Annotated in this window: 10 protein-coding genes; all 10 read right to left on the minus strand. The window is 69.1% G+C overall.

What is annotated here, in order from left to right; genetic code table 11:
* Position 1 precedes the first annotated feature (1 nt).
* Positions 2-1,228, minus strand: coding sequence for a methyltransferase domain-containing protein (locus ACZ54P_RS33935; RefSeq protein WP_465465692.1), 1,227 nt, complete (start codon positions 1,226-1,228; stop codon positions 2-4).
* A 44-nt stretch (positions 1,229-1,272) separates the two neighbouring features.
* Positions 1,273-2,505 (minus strand): glycosyltransferase, encoded by a 1,233-nt coding sequence (locus ACZ54P_RS33940; protein ID WP_465465693.1) that lies wholly within the window; start codon positions 2,503-2,505, stop codon positions 1,273-1,275.
* Between the two features lie 32 nt (positions 2,506-2,537).
* Entirely contained in the window at positions 2,538-3,782 is a 1,245-nt protein-coding gene (locus ACZ54P_RS33945) for a glycosyltransferase (protein ID WP_465465694.1), read from the minus strand.
* Positions 3,779-4,969, minus strand: coding sequence for a glycosyltransferase (locus tag ACZ54P_RS33950; protein ID WP_465465695.1), 1,191 nt, complete (start codon positions 4,967-4,969; stop codon positions 3,779-3,781). The genes ACZ54P_RS33945 and ACZ54P_RS33950 overlap by 4 nt, the downstream gene beginning before the upstream one ends.
* Positions 4,970-5,027: 58 nt before the next feature.
* Entirely contained in the window at positions 5,028-6,503 is a 1,476-nt protein-coding gene (locus tag ACZ54P_RS33955) for a tryptophan 7-halogenase (protein ID WP_465465696.1), read from the minus strand.
* A gap of 60 nt (positions 6,504-6,563) precedes the next feature.
* Positions 6,564-7,784 (minus strand): cytochrome P450, encoded by a 1,221-nt coding sequence (locus ACZ54P_RS33960; RefSeq protein WP_465465697.1) that lies wholly within the window; start codon positions 7,782-7,784, stop codon positions 6,564-6,566.
* Positions 7,785-7,912: 128 nt separating this feature from the next.
* Positions 7,913-9,109: a cytochrome P450 gene (locus ACZ54P_RS33965; protein WP_465465698.1), complete on the minus strand. Its 1,197-nt coding sequence runs from the start codon at positions 9,107-9,109 to the stop codon at positions 7,913-7,915.
* A 362-nt stretch (positions 9,110-9,471) separates the two neighbouring features.
* Positions 9,472-10,647, minus strand: a complete 1,176-nt coding sequence (locus ACZ54P_RS33970) for a cytochrome P450 (RefSeq protein ID WP_465465699.1) — start codon at positions 10,645-10,647, stop codon at positions 9,472-9,474.
* A gap of 388 nt (positions 10,648-11,035) precedes the next feature.
* Complete coding sequence (locus ACZ54P_RS33975) at positions 11,036-11,245, minus strand: MbtH family protein (protein WP_465465700.1); 210 nt, start codon at positions 11,243-11,245, stop codon at positions 11,036-11,038.
* Complete coding sequence (locus ACZ54P_RS33980; protein ID WP_465465701.1) at positions 11,242-16,818, minus strand: amino acid adenylation domain-containing protein; 5,577 nt, start codon at positions 16,816-16,818, stop codon at positions 11,242-11,244. Before ACZ54P_RS33980 ends, ACZ54P_RS33975 begins: the two co-directional genes overlap by 4 nt.
* Positions 16,819-16,834 lie beyond the last annotated feature (16 nt).

Here is a 16,834-nt window from a genome sequence, read left to right on the forward strand (position 1 = left end):
GTCAGCTCACGTGCACATTCGGCACGTACCGGATCCACTGCCCGCCGGAGTCACGGAAAGCCTGCTCCGCGTTCATGATCTCGTCGGCGTGGTTCCAGGCGAACAGCAGCGCGTAGTCCGGGTGATCGTCGGCGAATTCCCGGTACTCGCGGACCGGGATGTGCTGACCCGGGCTGAGCCTGCCCTGTTTGGCCGGTGTGGTGTCCGAGATGAACTGCACCATATCCGGGGTGATGCCACAGAAGTTGGTCACCGTGGCGCTCTTCGCCGTCGCGCCGTAGCCGACGACGCGTTTGCCCTCGGCACGGAGCTTGGTCAGCAGCGCGATCAGGTCTTCCTTGATCTTCTTCACGTTGGTGGCGAAACCTTCCAGCGTGGCGTACTCCGACAGCTTGCGTTCGGTCTCCCACGCCAGCAGTTCCGCCACGGCCTCGGTCGGCTTCCTGGCCCCGGCGAGGGCGAGGGTGTAGCGGACCTCGCCGCCGTGCACCGGAATGCGCTCGACGTCCACGAGCTCGAGACCGTTGCGCGCGGCCATCTCCTGTACCGAACGGGCGGTGAAGAAGAAGAAATGCTCGTCGTAGATCTGGTCGAACGACGTGCGCTCCACGATGTCCCCGAGGTACGGGTCCTCGAACACGAACACGCCGTTCGGGCCGAGCAGGGTGGTGACGCCCTTCAGGATCGAGTCCATGTAGGGGATGTGGCACAGGGTGTTGGCCGCGTAGATCACGTCGGCCGGGCCGTCGTTCTTCCGGATGTCGGCCGCCGTCGCCTCTTCGAAGAAGTCCTTGCGGACGCGGATTCCCTTTGCGGCGGCCAGATCGGCGACGCCACCGGAGGGTTCGACGCCGAGCTGGCGCACCCCCGCTTCGGCCACGGCCTTGAGCATGATGCCGTCGTTGCAGCCGAGCTCGACGATGAACGGGTCGTCGCCGGTCAGCTCCGTGGTCAGCAACCGCTTGGCCAGTCCGGTGAAATGCTCGCGCATGACGGCCGAACCGGACGAGTGATAGGGGTAGGCCTCGTGGAACATCAGGTCCCTCGGGACCTCTTCCATCAGCTGCACCATCGTGCAGGAATCGCAGATCCCCGTGGCGAGCCGGAAGAAGAACTCCTTCTTCTCCTCGCCGGGGACCACGAACGCGTCCGAAAGCGGCTGTCGCCCGAAATCGATGAACTCGGTGACAGTGCCGTCACAGATACGGCACTGGGACGTGGTCGACATGCGGTCTCCTCTGTGCTTCGTCTCGAAAAAGTCGTGGCCCGCGGTCAGGCGGGAACGGTGAGTTTGCCCTGTCCCGCGGCCTCGAACAGCAGTTCCGCGGCCATCGTCCGGCCGTCGGTGCGGACCTGGACCGCCACGGCCGCCGCTCGCGCGCGGGTTTCCGGGGAAAGGGCCCGCGCGAGCGCGGCCGAGAAGGTGTCGAAGGTCGGGACCGGACGTTCCTCCAGCGCCACCCCGATCCCCAGCGCGGTCACGCGGCTCGCGTAGTACGGCTGGTCCGTGTGCCGGGGCAGCACGAGCTGGGGGATGCCCGCCCGCGTGGCCAGGTGTTCAGTGCCCGCGCTGCCCTTGTGGAGGGCGGCGGCCACCCGGCCGAACAGCGCCTGGATGTTCACCTCGCCGACGGCGAAGCAGTCGGCCCCGTCGTCGGGTAGGTCCAGATCGGCCCAGCCGCGGGAAAGGATCACGCGGTGGCCCTTGGCGCGGATCGCTTCGATGGCCGTCTTCGTGGCGTCGGCGAGTCCGGGGCCGGACGCGCTGCCGAAACCGACGTACACCGGCGGTGGCCCGGCGGCCAGGAACTCCTCCAGGTCCGCCGGGAGCGGCCGTTCGTCCGGCAGGATCCACGCGCCGGTCTGCACGGCGTCGAGAGCCGGGTCCACCGGGGCGAGGACGGCGTCCGCCGCCAGCCAGGGCCGCTCACCGTAGCCGTAGCGGAAGACGTCCTCGACCGGGGTGAGGCCGATCGCGGCGCGCCTGCTGTTGAGCGCTTCCCCGTACCGCTCGGTGAAACGCTGGGCACGTTCGGCCCACAGCACCCCGTTGTCGGTCACGCCCGGCGTGGTCCGCTCGTCCTCGGGCGGCGGATAGGCCGACGACGGCAGGTAGTTCGGGCTGTAGGCGGCGTAGAAGTAGGGGATGCCCAGCTTCTCGGCCACCGACCGCACGCCGGTCGCGTGGGCCAGCTCGCCGGTCGCCACCACCACGTCACAACCCTCGGCCCCCGGCGGGACCTGGTCGAACTGCATGTCGATCGCCATGGCCGCGAACTTGCGCTCCTCCTCGGCCGACGGCGGCGGCATCCCCTCCTGCAGCAACATGCCCTCGTGCGCCAGGCCGACCGGCACATGCGGCACCCCGGCTTCGGCGAGCCGGTCCGCGGAGGAAGGCGACGCGCACATGCGTGCTTCCGCGCCGAGTTCTCGCAATCGGACCGCCAAGGCCACCAGCGGTTCGACGTCTCCGCGGCTTCCGCACGTCGACAACAGCACACGCATTTCGCGTCCCCTATCTTGATCGGTTGTGGGTTTCACGCGGAAACCGCGGAGTCGGCCCGGCTGGCCGCGTCGAGCAGCAGTTCCGCCGCCACCGTCGTCCCGTCCGTCCTGGCCGTGGCCGCCACGGCCGTCGCCCTGACCCGGGTTTCCGGGGCGAGTGCCGTGGTGAGCGCGGCCGACAGGGAATCGAAGGTCGGGACCGGACCGTCGTGCGCCACGCCGATCCCCAGCTCGGCGACGCGGCTCGCGTAGTACGGCTGGTCCGCCATCTGGGGTAGCAAGATCTGGGGCGCGCCCGCCCGCGTCGCCACGTGCGTCGTGCCCGCGCCGCCGTGGTGGACGACGGCGGCCACCCGGGGGAACAGCGCCTGGTGGTTCACTTCGCCGGTCTCGAAACAGTCTTCCCGGTCGTCGGGCAGCACCAGATCGGCCCAGCCACGGGAAAGGATCACCCGGCGGCCCTGTGCCCGGATCGCGGCGACGGCCACCCGGACGGCGTCGGCGGGGGCGCGCAGGCTGCCGAACCCGAGGTACACCGGTGGTGTACCGGCGGCCAGGAAGGCTTCCAGCTCAGCGGAAAGCGGTCGTTCGTCGGGCACGATCCACGCACCGGTCTGCACGGCGTCGAGGTCGGTCGGCTGCAGCGGGGCCAGCACCGGGTCCGCGGCCAGCCAGGGGTGATCGGTGTAGCCGAAGCCGAAGATGTCGTCCACCGGCGGCAGGCCGATCGCTTCCCGCAGGCTGTTGAGCGGGCCGCCGTATCGCCGGAAGGCGCTCTGGTTGTTCCGCTCCCACAGCGCCCGGATGTCGGTCCCCTCCGGTGCGGGCGGCTCGCCGAGGGGCGGCGGTGGCGGATAGTGCGGCGACGGCACGAAACTCGGGCAGTGGAAGGCGTAGAAGTACGGGATGCCCAGCTTCTCGGCCACCGACCGCACACCGAGTGCGGCGGCCAGCAGCCCGGACGTCACCACGGCGGAGCACCCCTCGGCGGCCGCCGGGATCCGGTCGAACTGCGTGGCGATCGTCTCGGTCATGAACCGCTGCATGTCCTCGCGCGTCGGCGGCGCCGCGTTCTTGACCGGCTCGCGCGCCGAGGCGCCGACGGGCACATGCGGCACGCCGACCTCGGCCAGCCGATCCGCGCAGTCCGGCGGTGCGGCGAGCTTCGCCTCCGCACCGAGCTCCCGCAACCGGACGGCCAGTGCCACCAGCGGTTCGACGTCGCCGCGGCTTCCGCACGTGGCCAGCAACACCCGCGTCACGTTTCCCCCGTTCATGCGGGCACGACCGGCTTCTCGACGCCGGCCGCGTCGAACAGCAGTTCCGCGGCCACCGTCGTCCCGTCGACGCGCATCGTGGCCGCCACCTCCTTCGCCCGCGCCCGGATTTCCGGGGACAGGGCCGTGGTGAGCGCGGCGGACAGGGAACCGGCGGCCGGGATCGGCCCGTCGACCGCCACCCCGACGCCCAGCTCGGCCACCCGGTCGGCGTGATACGCCTGCTCCACCACGTTGTCCACCACGCGACGCACGACGACATGGGGGATGCCCGCCCGCATGGCCACGTACGTCGTGCCCGCGCTGTCGTGGTGGATGGCGGCGGTCACCCGGCCGAACAGCTCCTGGAGGTTCACCTCGCCGACGGTGAAGCAGCCGTCGTCCTCGTCCGGCAGGGCGAGATCGGCCCAGCCACGGGAAAGCACCACCCGATGACCCTGTGCGCGAACCACTTCGACGGCCACCTTCGCGGCAGCCGCGGTCCTGGCACCGGACGAGCTGCCGAAACCGACGTACACCGGCGGTGGCCCGGCGGACAGGAACGCTTCCAGCTCCGGCGGCAGGGGCCGTTCGTCGGGCAGGATCCACGCACCGGTCTGCACGGTGCCGGAGTCCGACGACGGTAACGGCGCCAGTACCTGGTCCGACGCCAGCCAGGGCCGCTCGGTGTAGCCGTAGTCGAAGAGATCCTTCACCGGTGCCAGGCCGAGCGTGGCCCGCTTTTCGTTGACCACGTCACCGAAAAGCCCGTAAGCGCCCTCGTTGTACAGGTCCAGCTCCGCCCGGCTGTGCACCGACGGCAGATGGTCCGGGGACAGCACGATGTAGCGGTAAGGGACGCCCAGCTTCTCGGCCACCGACCGCGCGGCGACGGCGGCGGGCAGCAGACCGGTCATCACCACCGCCGTACAGCCTTCGGCGGCCGAGGGAAGCTTGCCGAACCACTCGGCGACCACGTCGGTCACGATTTCGGGATCCCCCGGCGCCGGTTCACCCGGCCCGCGTGCCCCCGCTCGTACCGCCGGCCCGACCGGCACCATCGGCACCCCGGCCTCGGCGCACCGCTGGCCGTAGTCGGGCGGCAGGCACATCCGCGCATCCGCACCGAGTTCTCGCAACCGGACGGCCAAGGCCACCAACGGTTCGATGTCTCCGCGTGATCCACACCCCGAGATCAGCACGCGCATTTCGCATCCCCTGTTTCGTAGGTCCTCAGCCACCGATGGGCTCATGACGGGCAGCGGCTCACACCGGGTGGTGCGGCAGCCACTTCATCCCGTCGGGCGAAGTCACCAGGCCGCCGGGGAAGAGCGGCAGCTCGGGTTCGGCGTCCTCGCCGAGCAGCGCCTTCATCTGGACCTGGCCCGCTTCCTGCATCGCCTGCTGGACCACCGCCGACTTGAACATCGGCACCATGTCGTCACCGTCGCCCGCCGCCATCTTGTCCACGGCCGCGGCGAACTCGGCGCTGCGCGCGGCGATCCGGTCGGCCGCGGTCAGCGCGGTCTCCCCGGACGACACCCCGCCGATCAGCTCGACGAACGATTCGATGTCGGTGCTCTGGTTCTGCGTGACCTTCTTGGCCTGCCAGAAATACGATTCCTCGTTCACGTTCATCTGGTAGAAGGACACGAGGAATTCGTAGAAGACGCCGTACTCGCGGCGGTAACGCGACTCGAACTCGTTGAGCGCGGTCTTTTCGTCCAGATCACCCGCGAGGACGCTGTTGATCGACCGGGCCGCGAGCAGCGCGCTGTAGGTCGCCAGGTGCACCCCGGAAGAGAACACCGGGTCCACGAAGCACGCGGCGTCGCCGACCAGGATCATTCCCGGCCGCCAGTAACTGTCCTGCTGGTACGAGTAGTCCTTGCGGACCCGCAGTTCGCCGTACTTGCCGGTGGTCACCCTGGTCGCGTTCGAAAGGTATTCCGAGATCAGCGGGCATTCGGCGATCAAGGCGTTGAGCGCCTTCTCGCGGTCGCCCTGGATCTTGTCGGCGTCCTCCCGGCGCACCACCGCGCCGACGCTGGTCAGCGTGTCGCTCAACGGGATGTACCAGAACCAGCCGTTGTCGAAGGCGACGCTCAGGATGTTCCCCGAGACCGGCTCCGGCAGGCGTTTGCCACCCTCGAAATAGCCGAACAACGCGAGGCTGCGGAAGAACTCCGAATAGTTCCGCGACCCGCCGACCTTCGAGTAGAGCCTGCTCTTGTTGCCCGAGGCGTCGATCACGAACCGCGCGGACACCTCACGCTCGTTGCCGTCGGGATCGGTGTAGCGCGCCCCGGTGACCCGCTCACCGTCTTCCACGACGTCGTTGACCGAGCAGCCTTCCCGCACGACCACGCCCTTGCTCTTGGCGTTCTTCAGCAGGATGTCGTCGAAGCGCGCCCGCTCGACCTGATAGGCGTGCGACGTCGAACCGGCCATTTTGGCGGAGATGCCGAAGTGGAACGTCCACGGCTCCGGCCGCGCACCCCAGCGGAACGTGCCGCCCCGTTTGATCGGGAAACCGGCGTTGGCCAGCTCGTCGGAGACACCGAGCATCCGGCACACGCCGTGCACCGTGGCCGGCAGCAGCGACTCACCGATCTGGTATCGAGGGAAAACCTCTTTCTCCAGCAACAACACCCGATGGCCCTGCATGGCCACCAGCGTGGCGACGGTCGAACCGCCCGGCCCGCCACCGGCCACCACCACATCGAAGTCTTCGACCGACATCTCCCACCATTCCTCTATCGAGTGTCAAATTGCGGAGGCTGGTTTTCACCCCGGATCGTGCTACCAGGCGACTGGAACCTGATCAGGACAGTCGACGAACGCGCTTCGGTATTTCACTTCCGCGATGGGCACCGCCAGCCGCAGGCCCGGGAATCGCCGCCACAGGGTTTGATACGCCGTCCGCAGCATCGACCTCGCCAAGGCCGCGCCGACGCAGTAATGGATTCCGTGCCCGAATCCGACGTCCGACACCGCGGCACGATTCGCGTCGAGAACGTGGGGATTCGGCGTCAACGCCTCGTCCCTGTTCGCCATCAGGACCGAGCACAGGACGTAATCCCCCGCCTTGATCAACTGCCCGTCGATGACCACGTCCTTGATGGCGAGACGGGGATTCGGCGCCTGCACGGGAGACAGATAACGCACCAATTCGTTGACGACGCGATCGGCGCGTTCCGGGCCTTCGAAAAGCACCTTGATCTGGTCGGGGTTCTCCAGCAGGGCGAGCACCCCGAAGCCGATCATCCCCGCGACGGTCTCGACACCGCCGAGGATCAGCGCCGTGCACAGCCCCTTCAGTTCCTCGTCGGTGACGTTGCCGCCGTGCTCCCGCACGATCATGCCGAGGAATCCGTCGTCCGGATCCGCGCGCTGCCGGGCGATGAGATTGTCCAGGTACCGGTTGAACGCCGCGCTGTCCGCCGCTCGCGCCTTGAGGCCGCGGCTCAGGTCGGTGTTCCGCCTCAGCCGCCGGACGAACTCACGCTGATCGTCCCGCGGGATGCCGAGTAGTTCGCACAGGGCGAAGGCACCGACCGGGTCGGCGAACAGCGCCTGGAGGTCCGCGGGCGACCCCTCGGCCTCCATCAGGTCGAGGCGATCATCGACGAGGCTTTGGATCGCGGGCTCCATTCGGCGGATCCGGCGGACCGTGAACTCCGGCGTGAGCATCTTCCGCAGCCGGGTGTGCTCGGGCGGATCATAAGTCGATATCTGCCCGACGAACTGGGCTTCGACGTGGGTCCCGGATTTCGCGTTGGTGAATTGCGGCCGCGTGGTGAAATTCTCGTGATCGCCCAATATCCGGCGGACGACGTCGTAACCGTGTGCCTGCCAGACGAAGTCCCTGCCCAACTGCGTCGACGAATCCCCGGCTATCCGGACCAGCGGGCCGTGCGCCCTGAGTTCGAAATTGTCCTCGTGCGGATCGCAGTTCGTTCGCAGCTGGAAGTTCGCGGGCTCCCGCAGGAGCGGCGCGACCTGCTCGATATCGTGCCCCATCCGAATGGAAACTCCTTGGTAGAGGCGGGAAAATGCCGTTCCGGCGTTGGCGACCGAGCACGCCGGCGTCCCAATTTCACCCGTAATCAGGCGGGACGTCCAGCGGCCCGGGTGGACGGGCCCGCCGATCACCAGGCGACCATCAACTCGGTCAAGCCATATGCGGGAGTGGTCAGGCGGAACTTGGTGTCCTGCGAGGGATCCGCGAGCCTCAGCGCGGGAAAACGGCGCCACAGCGCGGTGAAGACCGTGCGCAGTTCGAGGCGGGCCAACGCGGCGCCGAGGCAATGGTGGATGCCGTGGCCGAACGCGACATGCGGGACGGGATCGCGGGTGACGTCGAGCCGGTCCGGGTCCGGCACCAGGGCAGGGTCACGATTCGCCGCGGGCAGCGAACAGATGACACTCTCGCCCCGTTTGATCACCTGGTCGGAGATGGTGACGTCCTGCGTGGCGATGCGGGGTGTCGGACTGTAGGGCACGGTCAGGTACCGGATCAGTTCGTCGACGGCTCGTTGCGCCGACTGGTCGTCACCGCGGAACGCGGCGATTTGCTCGGGGTGCCGCAGCATCGCCAGCACACCGAGCCCGATCATGCCGGAGATGTTGTCGTCGCCGGCCAGCATCACCTGAACACAGAAGCCTCGCAGCTCCTCGTCCGTGGCGTCGTCCCCGTATTCGGCGACGACCGCCCCGATCATCCCCTCGCCGGGTTCCTCGCGTTCCCTGGCGATCATCGCCAGCAGGTAGCGGGAGAACTTGTCGCCGAGCGCCGCCCGCCTCTTCTGGCTCAATGAGGCGTCGAGATGTCCGTGACAGAGCTTCAGGAACATGTCCCGGTCGTCCCTCGGCACGCCGATCAGTTCGCACAGCACGGCGCCGGGCACCTTCTCGGCGAGCAGCGGGACCAGATCCGCGGGAGAACCCGCCGCCTCCATCTCGTCGAGACAGCCGTTCACGATCTGCTCGACGTACGGCTGCATCCGCTGCATCTTGCGCAGGGTGAAACCGGGGGTCAGCTTCTGCCGCAGCCGCGTGTGCTCGGGCTGGTCGTAGTCCATCAGGTTGCCGACCAGTTCACGCGGCCGGAAGATGCCCTTCCCGCCGATCTCGTCGCGCGGGTCCCAGCGCCGCCGGGTGCTGAACTGCTTGTGGTCGCCCATCACCTGCCGGACGACGGCGTGCGTGGCCGCCATCCAATGGGTCTCGGCGTCCGCGCCGGATCCGACGGTGACCCTCGTCAACGGTCCGGCCGCGAGCAGTTCGTGCGCCGGATCCAAGCCGTCCCGGCGAATGTGCAGCGGACGCGGGTCATCCTCGCTCAACGGGAAAACTCCTTTGCTACGGCGGAGAAGAGGGGCACAGGTGACGGGTCGGCCGGGTTGGTCGTGTGGCGATCCGGGTTATCGAGAAGAAGACCGACCGTGTCGTGATCGTGGGCGGCCTGTTCGTCGGGTGACGGGCAGCGCGACGACGTAACTCGCGTGCTCAAACCCGTAACTCGTGTGCTCAGACACGTAACTCGCGTGCTCAGGCGCGGGACTCGCGTGCCAGGCTCCGCACCCGGGTGTCCCGCCTCCCAGCACGCGAGTTGCGTCTCCAAGCACGCGAGATTCGTTTCTGAGCACGCGAGATTCGTTTCTGAGCACGCGAGTGCGGCGGCACGGCTACCGGTACCGGCGCCGCGCTACCAGTCGAGCGGCAGGGCTTCCACGTCGAACGGCGGCGGACCTAGTTTGATCTCGCGATCCGGCTCCGCCAGCTTGAGTGTCGGAAAACGGTGCGCCAGCGCAGGAATCGCCGTCCGGAACACCATTTCGGCCAACGGGCGGCCGAGGCAGTGATGGATGCCGTGCCCGAACGTGACGTGCGCGGGCTTTTCCCGGGTGATGTCGAACCGGTCTTCCTCGTCGGGGAACTTCCGGCGGTTCGCGGCCAGCAAGGAGCAGGTGACGGCGTCGCCCTCCTTGATGAGCTGATCGCCGATGCGCACGTCCTCCAGCGCGATGCGCGGAGTGGTCTTCTCGTCGCTGGTGAGGTACCGGGCCACCTCGTTCAGCCAATCCGGGACGGTCTCCGGTTTCTCCCGGAGCACCGCGAACTGTTCCGGGTTCTCGACCATCAGCCACGCACCCGCCGCGAGGAAACGAGCCACCTGGTCCCCGCTCGCGCCCATGACGAACGCGGCCACCCCCAGCAGTTCCGCGTCGGTGATGTCGTCGCCGTGTTCGCGCACCACCGCGCCGAACATGTCGTCACCGGGATCGCGGCGGGTCTTGGCCGCGATCTGGCCCATGTAGGTCCAGAACTTGTTTCCCGCCGCCACGCGCCGTTTACCCGACCGCTCGGACCGGCTGGCGTGCAGGGCGCGGGACAGGTCCGCCTGATCGTCACGGGGAATGCCGAGGAAGTCGCAGATCACCGTCGTCGCGATGGGCCACGCGAACCGGGGGACGAAATCCACCGGGCCACCGGTGGCCTCGACATCGTCCAGGGTGGCCTTGACGATCAGCTCGATCCGCGGCTGGAAGGCCTGCATCCGGCGGAAGGTGAACGCGGACGCCACCATCCGGCGCAGGCGCGTGTGCTCCGGTGGGTCGTACTGACCGAGGAAGCCGGGCCAGATCCGCCCGGCCTCGGTCCCGCCGAAAAGCAGTTTGGCGCTGAACTTGTCCGAGCCGAGAACCTGCCGGATCTCGTCGTACCCGGTGGCGAGCCACCCGGTCCGTCCGTCGGGAGAATGCTTGTCCTCCAAGATGGACCAGGGGCCTTCGCTCATCAGGGAACGCAACTCCGGCCCCGGATCGAATCGGTCTCTCCGGTGTATTTCCGTGCCCCGGAGGGCGTTGTTCTCCTCGAACACCGCACAAGGTCCTTTCGCCTCGTCCAGCCGATGAATCAGGGGCGGGCGACGCCGGGGGTGTCGCCACATCCGCACGCGCCCTTTCGGCCGCAGGTGTCCGTGAAGGTCTCCTTACCCACCCTGAAGGTAGGTAAGGAGGCCTTCACTACGCCGCTGCCGTGGTTCTTGCCGGAACTGGCGCCGGGGCGTGTCGCGAAAGCCACTTTCGGGACATCAGATGTCCCGAAAGTGGCTTTCGCGACATGGCCGCTGGACGATTTTGAGTGACCAGCCCTCGTACCACCGGACACTTTCGCCTCACCGCTCGATGAATCGAGCGGGCTGCCTGTTCGCGACATGGCCACCGCGCGCGTCCAACCGTCCGCGTTGAGCGGCTGGACACCTTCTCTCAGGCGTTCGCTTCCTGGATGAGGCTCTTCGGCCGGAGGTCCGTCCAGTTCTCCTCGACATAGGCGAGGCACTCCTGACGGGTGGCCTCGCCGTGCACCCGGGTCCAGCCGGCGGGCACCTCCGCGAAGGACGGCCACAAGGAGTGCTGCCCTTCGTCGTTGACCAGCACGAAAAAGGAACCGTCTTCGTTGTCGAAGGGGTTGGTCATCGTTGTGTCCTTTCACCCTCCGGGCGGTGCCGGAGTTTCTCGGCGACGATGGCTCCAATTTGGCCCAGCGCCGCGGTTTGCACCATGTCGTAGTGGTTGGACGGGATCTCGTGGGCCTCGACGGACCCGCTGGTGAACTCCTTCCAGCTGGCTTTCGCCACCGAAACGGGCAAATGCTCGGGACGATCCACCGTGGCGATGAAAAGCAGGATGTCCCCGGCGAAGGGCGAAGAGGTGTGGCGTGGCCCGATCTCCCAGAGATTGCGCATGACCGCCTCCAGGCGTGCCCGGGCGGCCTCGCCCTTGACCAGTTGACCCGCGAGATCCAGATCCGCCTGATTCCGCTTGGAGAGAGCCGCTTCCTCACTCGCGGCGCCGGTCGTCTTACGTCCCATGTAGACCGGATAGGCGTCGAGCAGCGCGAGCAGGCCGACCTGCTCCCCTTCCGCTTCGAGCGACCTGGCCATCGCCTGCGCGATGCGGCCGCCGAGCGACCAGCCGAGGAGGTGGTACGGCCCTTCAGGCTGCACGGCACGGATCTGCGCCAGGTAGTCGGCGGCCATCTCCTCGACGCTGCCCGGCAGCGGTTCGGTACGGGCCAGTCCTCGCGCCTGCACGCCGTAGACCGGCTGATCCTGCGGGAGGTACCGCAGCAGCGGCTCGTAGTTCCAGCTCAGTCCGCCGCTCGCGTGGACACAGAACAGGGGCGGGCGGTCACCGGTGACCCGCAGTGGCAACAGGATCTCGAAGTCGCCTGTCTTCACCGAAGTGCTCGCTCGCCGCCGCTCGCCCACGACGACCAGGGTCTTGGCGGGAGTCTTGCGAGCCAGCAGACCGGTGTGCAGCATCCGGTGCCCTTCGTCCCCGAACGGACAGGGCACGGTCGGCAGTTCGGCCGGTCCCTCGTCCACCGCGGGGCCGGTGACGTAGAGATCGCCGACGGCGCCCGGAGCGACGGGGCGGAGCCGGTCGTCCAGCAGGAGCGCGCCGAGCGGACCGTCCCCGGCGAGGTCGGCGACCACCTGGGGCACGTCCCCGGCCCAGCGCGCCGGCGCGATGGGCGGACGGCCGCGTTCGAAGTCGTCCAGGAAGAGGTCCAGCTCGCTGATCCGCCGCTGGGGGTCCTCCGCGACCTGTTCGAGGACGCGGACCAGCCGCCGCGCCACCTGCTCGGCCGTGGCCTCGTCGAACAGGTCGACGGCGTAGCGCAGCGCGCCTTCGAGGCCGCCCGCTTCGTCATCGTCGTCGAAGCGCTCGGTGAGCTCGACCGCGAGATCCAGCTCCATGGCCTCGACGCCGCCGGGTTCCACGCTGGTGCGCAGGGCGGGCAGTTCCGCCGCCGACCACCCGTCGATGTCCTCCTCGTCCACCCGCAGTCCCACCTGGAACACGGGGTGGCGCGACAGCGACGCCGGCAGATCCAGCAGCTCGACGATCCGCTCGAAGGGCACGTCCAAGTGCTGTTCCGTGGCCTGGAAGGCCTCCTGAACCCGGGTGACGACCTCTAGGAAGGTCGGATCCCCCGACAGATCCGTGCGGAGGCCGAGCGGCCGGGTGAACGGCCCGATCATCGGTTCGAGGTCGAAAAGTTCCTCGTCCCGCGGCAGCGTCGTGCCGATCACCACGTCGGGGCCCGCCCCGTACTTGATCAGCAGCATGGCGAGCGCGGCGTGCACCAGCTGGAGCGTCTCCGCGCCGATCGGTTCCGCCGCCTCGCTCAACCGGGCGTGCGGACCGGCGGCCAACCGCAGCGCGATCGAACCCGCCCGCCGTGACGGGACCGCGGGGCGGGGACGGTCGAACGGGAGCACCGTCTCCTCGTCGATGCCCGCCAGGTTGTCCCGCCAGAAGGTGATCTGCTCGTTGATCAGCCCGCCCGGCTCGTTCTCGCCATCGAGCAGCCGCTGCTCCCAAAGCGCGTAGTCGGCGAACTGCAAGGCCAGTGGCGCCCGCTGCGGTGCCCGGCCCTCGCGCCGCGCGCCGTAGGCGGCCGCCAGATCGCGGAAGAACACGTCCAGTGAGTCGTCGTCGGCGAGGATCCGGTGGACCCGCAGATGCAGCACGTGCTCTTTGTCCGAGAGCGCGAACAGGTCGCACCGCCACGGCACTTCCCTGGTCAGGTCGAAGTCCGCCCCGCGCCGCTCGGCGAGCAGCCCGGGGAGGTCCTCCTCGGTGACCGGGACCGGAGTCGGTTCGACCGGCCAGGTCTCGTGAACCTCCTGGCGGACGCTCTGCGCGTCACCGGGGAAGGTCGTGCGGAGCAGTTCGTGCCGGGCCGCGACGTCGCCGAGCGCCGAGGTCAACGCGGGCACGTCCAGTTTTCCGCGCAGGCGCAGCGTCACCGAGGTGTGCGGGTCCGCCGTCTCCCCGCTCGGATCGGCCAGCAGCCAGGCGCGCAGCTGCCGGGCGGTGAGGGGCAGCCGGTCCGGCCGCTGGACGGCTTCCAGTGCGGGGCGCGACTTCGCGGCGAGTGCCCTGGCCAGCCCCGCGGGTGTCGGCGAAGAGAACAGCTGCCGGATGGGCAGGTCCGCGCCGAGCTCCTCACGGATCCGCGCGACGAGCCGCATGGCCAGCGCCGAACTGCCGCCGAGGTCGTGGAAAGCGTCGTCGACCCCCACCTGGTCCACGCTGAGGATTTCGGCGAACAGCGCGCACAACACCTTCTCGGTCTCGTTCTCCGGCGCCTTCTCCGAGGAACGTCCCGCGAGATCCGGGGCGGGCAGGGCCCGGCGATCCACCTTGCCGTTGGGGGTGACGGGCAGGCCGGGCAGGGCGACGACCGCGATCGGGACCATGTAGTCGGGCAGCACCAGTGCCATCTGCCGCCGGATCTCCTCCGGTCCCGCGTCGGTGCCGTCGGACACGAAGTAGCCGACCAGGCGCTTTTCACCCGGCTGGTCTTCTCGTGCCAGGAGAACGGCCTCGACCACTCCCGGCTGGGCCGCCAGCACGGACTCCACTTCGCCGAGTTCGACCCGGTAGCCGCGGATCTTCACCTGGTCGTCGGCGCGGCCGAGGAAGACGATCTCGCCGCCGGGGGTCCAGCGCGCCCGGTCCCCGGTGCGGTACATGCGTTCGCCGTCGAGGAACGGGCACGCCACGAACCGGTCCGCCGTCAATCCCGGCGCGTTCAGGTACCCGCGAGCCAGGCCCGTGCCCGCGATGTACAGCTCGCCTTCCACCCCCGGCGCGACCGGGCGCAGAAAAGCGTCGAGGACGTAGATCCGGCGGTTGGTCATCGGGTGCCCGATCGGCAGCTCCCCGTCGAGCACGTCGCCGGGTTCGATCGGCAGCCACGTCGCGCACAGGGTGGTCTCGGTCGGCCCGTAGGTGTTGCGCACCCGCAGACCTGGCTGGGCCCGGCGCAGATTTTCCACCGACTGCAAGGGAACCACGTCGCCGCCGGTTCCGATTTCGACCAGTCCGTCGAAGCATTCGGGCGCCGTTTCCGCCAGCGCGCGGAAGGTACCGGCGGTGAGGTGGACGAAGGTCGCGCCCCGGCGCACGGCCTGCCGCACCCCGGCCGCGTCCAGCACGCCCGGCTCGGTGAGCAGGACACGGGCACCCGAGACGAGCGGCACCCACATCGCGTAGAGCGACGGGTCGAAAACGTGCGTCGCGTGCATCAGCACGCCGTCGTCCGGACCGATCTGCCAGCCCGCGTCACCGGCCAGACCGGCCACGGCCCCGTGCGGGATGCCCACGCCCTTCGGCAGGCCGGTGGATCCGGAGGTGTACATGACGTACGCGAGATCGGCGGCGTGCGGCCGGATTTCCGGTGCGGCACAGTCGTTCACGGCCGCGCGGGTGCCGGGCGCGTCGAGAACGATCGCGTTCTCCGGCGCGACGGCACTGGTGGCTTCGGTGCACAGGACGGTCGAGACGCCGGAATCGGTGAAGATGAACGAGATCCGCTCGGCCGGGTACTCGACGTCCACCGGGACGTAGGCGGCGCCCGCCTTCCAGATCGCGAGGAACGCGACGACCAGCTCCGGCGACCGTTCCATGGCCACGCCGACCCGGTCGCCGCGGCCGACACCGTGCCCGGCGAGGTAACCGGCCAGCCGGTCCGACGCCTGGTCGACCTCGGCGTAAGTGAGGTCCGCGCCGGCGGAGTCGGTGATCGCCACCGCGTCCGGCGCCGCCGCCACCCGCCGGGCGAACAGTTCGACGACGGAGTCTCCCGGCACCGGGCCGTCGGTCGCGTTGAACTCGTCCAGCACCAGGGCCCGCTCGGCGTCGCTCACCAGCGTCAGGCGGCCGACGAGGACGTCGGGCTCGGCGACCAGCCGCGCCAACACCCGTTCCAACGCGCCGACGACCGATTCGGCGGCCGCGGGCTCGAACAGGCTCCGGTCGTAGTCGAGGATCAGCGGCATCCGCTCGCCGGGTCCGGTGACCAGCGTGAACGGATAATGCGACGAGTTGCGTCCCCGCTTCACCGGGATCAGCGCCAGTCCGCCGTCCGACGGGCGGCCGAGTCCCTTGCGGGGGAAGTTTTCGTAGATCACGAGGGTGTCGAAGACCGCCCCGGGCCCGACGACCGCCTGGACGTCCTGCAGGCCGAGGTGCTGATGCGCCATGAGCGCCGACTGCTCGCGCTGCACGTGGGCGAACATCTCGACCGCGCGTTTCCCGCCGTCGAGCCGGACCCGCACCGGCAGGGTGTTGAGCAGCTGGCCGACCATCGCCTCCACCCCGTCGAGGTCGGCGGGCCGCCCGGAGGCGGTCGCGCCGAACACGACGTCGTCGCGGCCGGAGAGCTGCGCCAGCACGACGGCCCACGCGCCCTGCACGACGGTGTTCAGCGTGAGGTCGTTGCCCCGCGCGAACCGCGCCAAACCGTCCGTCAGTTCCGTGGACAGCTCGACCACCGTCGTGTGGATGTCCGGTACGCGGGCCGGATCGGGCGCGGCGACCGTGGTCGGGGTGTCCAGCCCGGCGAACCCGTCCCGCCAGGCCGCCCTGGCCGCGTCCTTGTCCTGCCGTCCCAGCCAGGCGAGGTAGTCCCGGTAGGACACGGTGGGCGGGAGGCCGGACGCGTCCCCGCCCGCCGCGTAGATCGCGGCGAGCTCACGGTGCAGGATCGGCATCGACCAGCCGTCGACCAGCACGTGATGGAGCGTGTGCACGAGCCGGTGGCGGTCGGGGCCGAGCCGGAGCAGGTGCAGTTTCATCAGCGGCGCCACCTCGACGCGCAGCCGCTCGGCTGCTTCGTCGGCCGCCAGCCGGTCCACCTCGCCCTCGGCGACGTCCTCGGGCAGCCCGGTGAGATCCGTTTCCCGCCAAGGGATTTCGGCGTCCCGCGCGATCACCTGCACCATCTGCGCGCCGCTGACGTAGCGGAAACACGCCCGCAGCGCGGCATGCCGGTCCACGAGGGCCTGCCACGACGTCCGCAGCAGGGCGGCGTCCAGCGGTCCGTCGATGGCGTAGACGGTCTGCACGGTGTAGGTGTCACGGCCCTCGTCGTCGAGGGCCGTGTGATAGAGCATTCCCTCTTGCAGCGGGGAAAGAGGCCAGACGTCCTCCACGCTGGAGCGACGCTTAGCGCGAGTGTCGTCAACGGTCACAATGTGCTCCTTAGTG

It is taken from the genome of Amycolatopsis sp. NPDC034160, from assembly GCF_055575355.1.

What these genes read in the sequence shown, in the direction of transcription:
- ACZ54P_RS33960 (WP_465465697.1), bottom strand. Translation starts at nt 7,784, where the DNA reads ATGGGGCACGATATCGAGCAGGTCGCGCCGCTCCTGCGGGAGCCCGCG.
- ACZ54P_RS33945 (WP_465465694.1), bottom strand. Translation starts at nt 3,782, where the DNA reads ATGAACGGGGGAAACGTGACGCGGGTGTTGCTGGCCACGTGCGGAAGC.
- ACZ54P_RS33940 (WP_465465693.1), bottom strand. Translation starts at nt 2,505, where the DNA reads ATGCGTGTGCTGTTGTCGACGTGCGGAAGCCGCGGAGACGTCGAACCG.
- ACZ54P_RS33935 (WP_465465692.1), bottom strand. Translation starts at nt 1,228, where the DNA reads ATGTCGACCACGTCCCAGTGCCGTATCTGTGACGGCACTGTCACCGAG.
- ACZ54P_RS33955 (WP_465465696.1), bottom strand. Translation starts at nt 6,503, where the DNA reads ATGTCGGTCGAAGACTTCGATGTGGTGGTGGCCGGTGGCGGGCCGGGC.
- ACZ54P_RS33950 (WP_465465695.1), bottom strand. Translation starts at nt 4,969, where the DNA reads ATGCGCGTGCTGATCTCGGGGTGTGGATCACGCGGAGACATCGAACCG.
- ACZ54P_RS33975 (WP_465465700.1), bottom strand. Translation starts at nt 11,245, where the DNA reads ATGACCAACCCCTTCGACAACGAAGACGGTTCCTTTTTCGTGCTGGTC.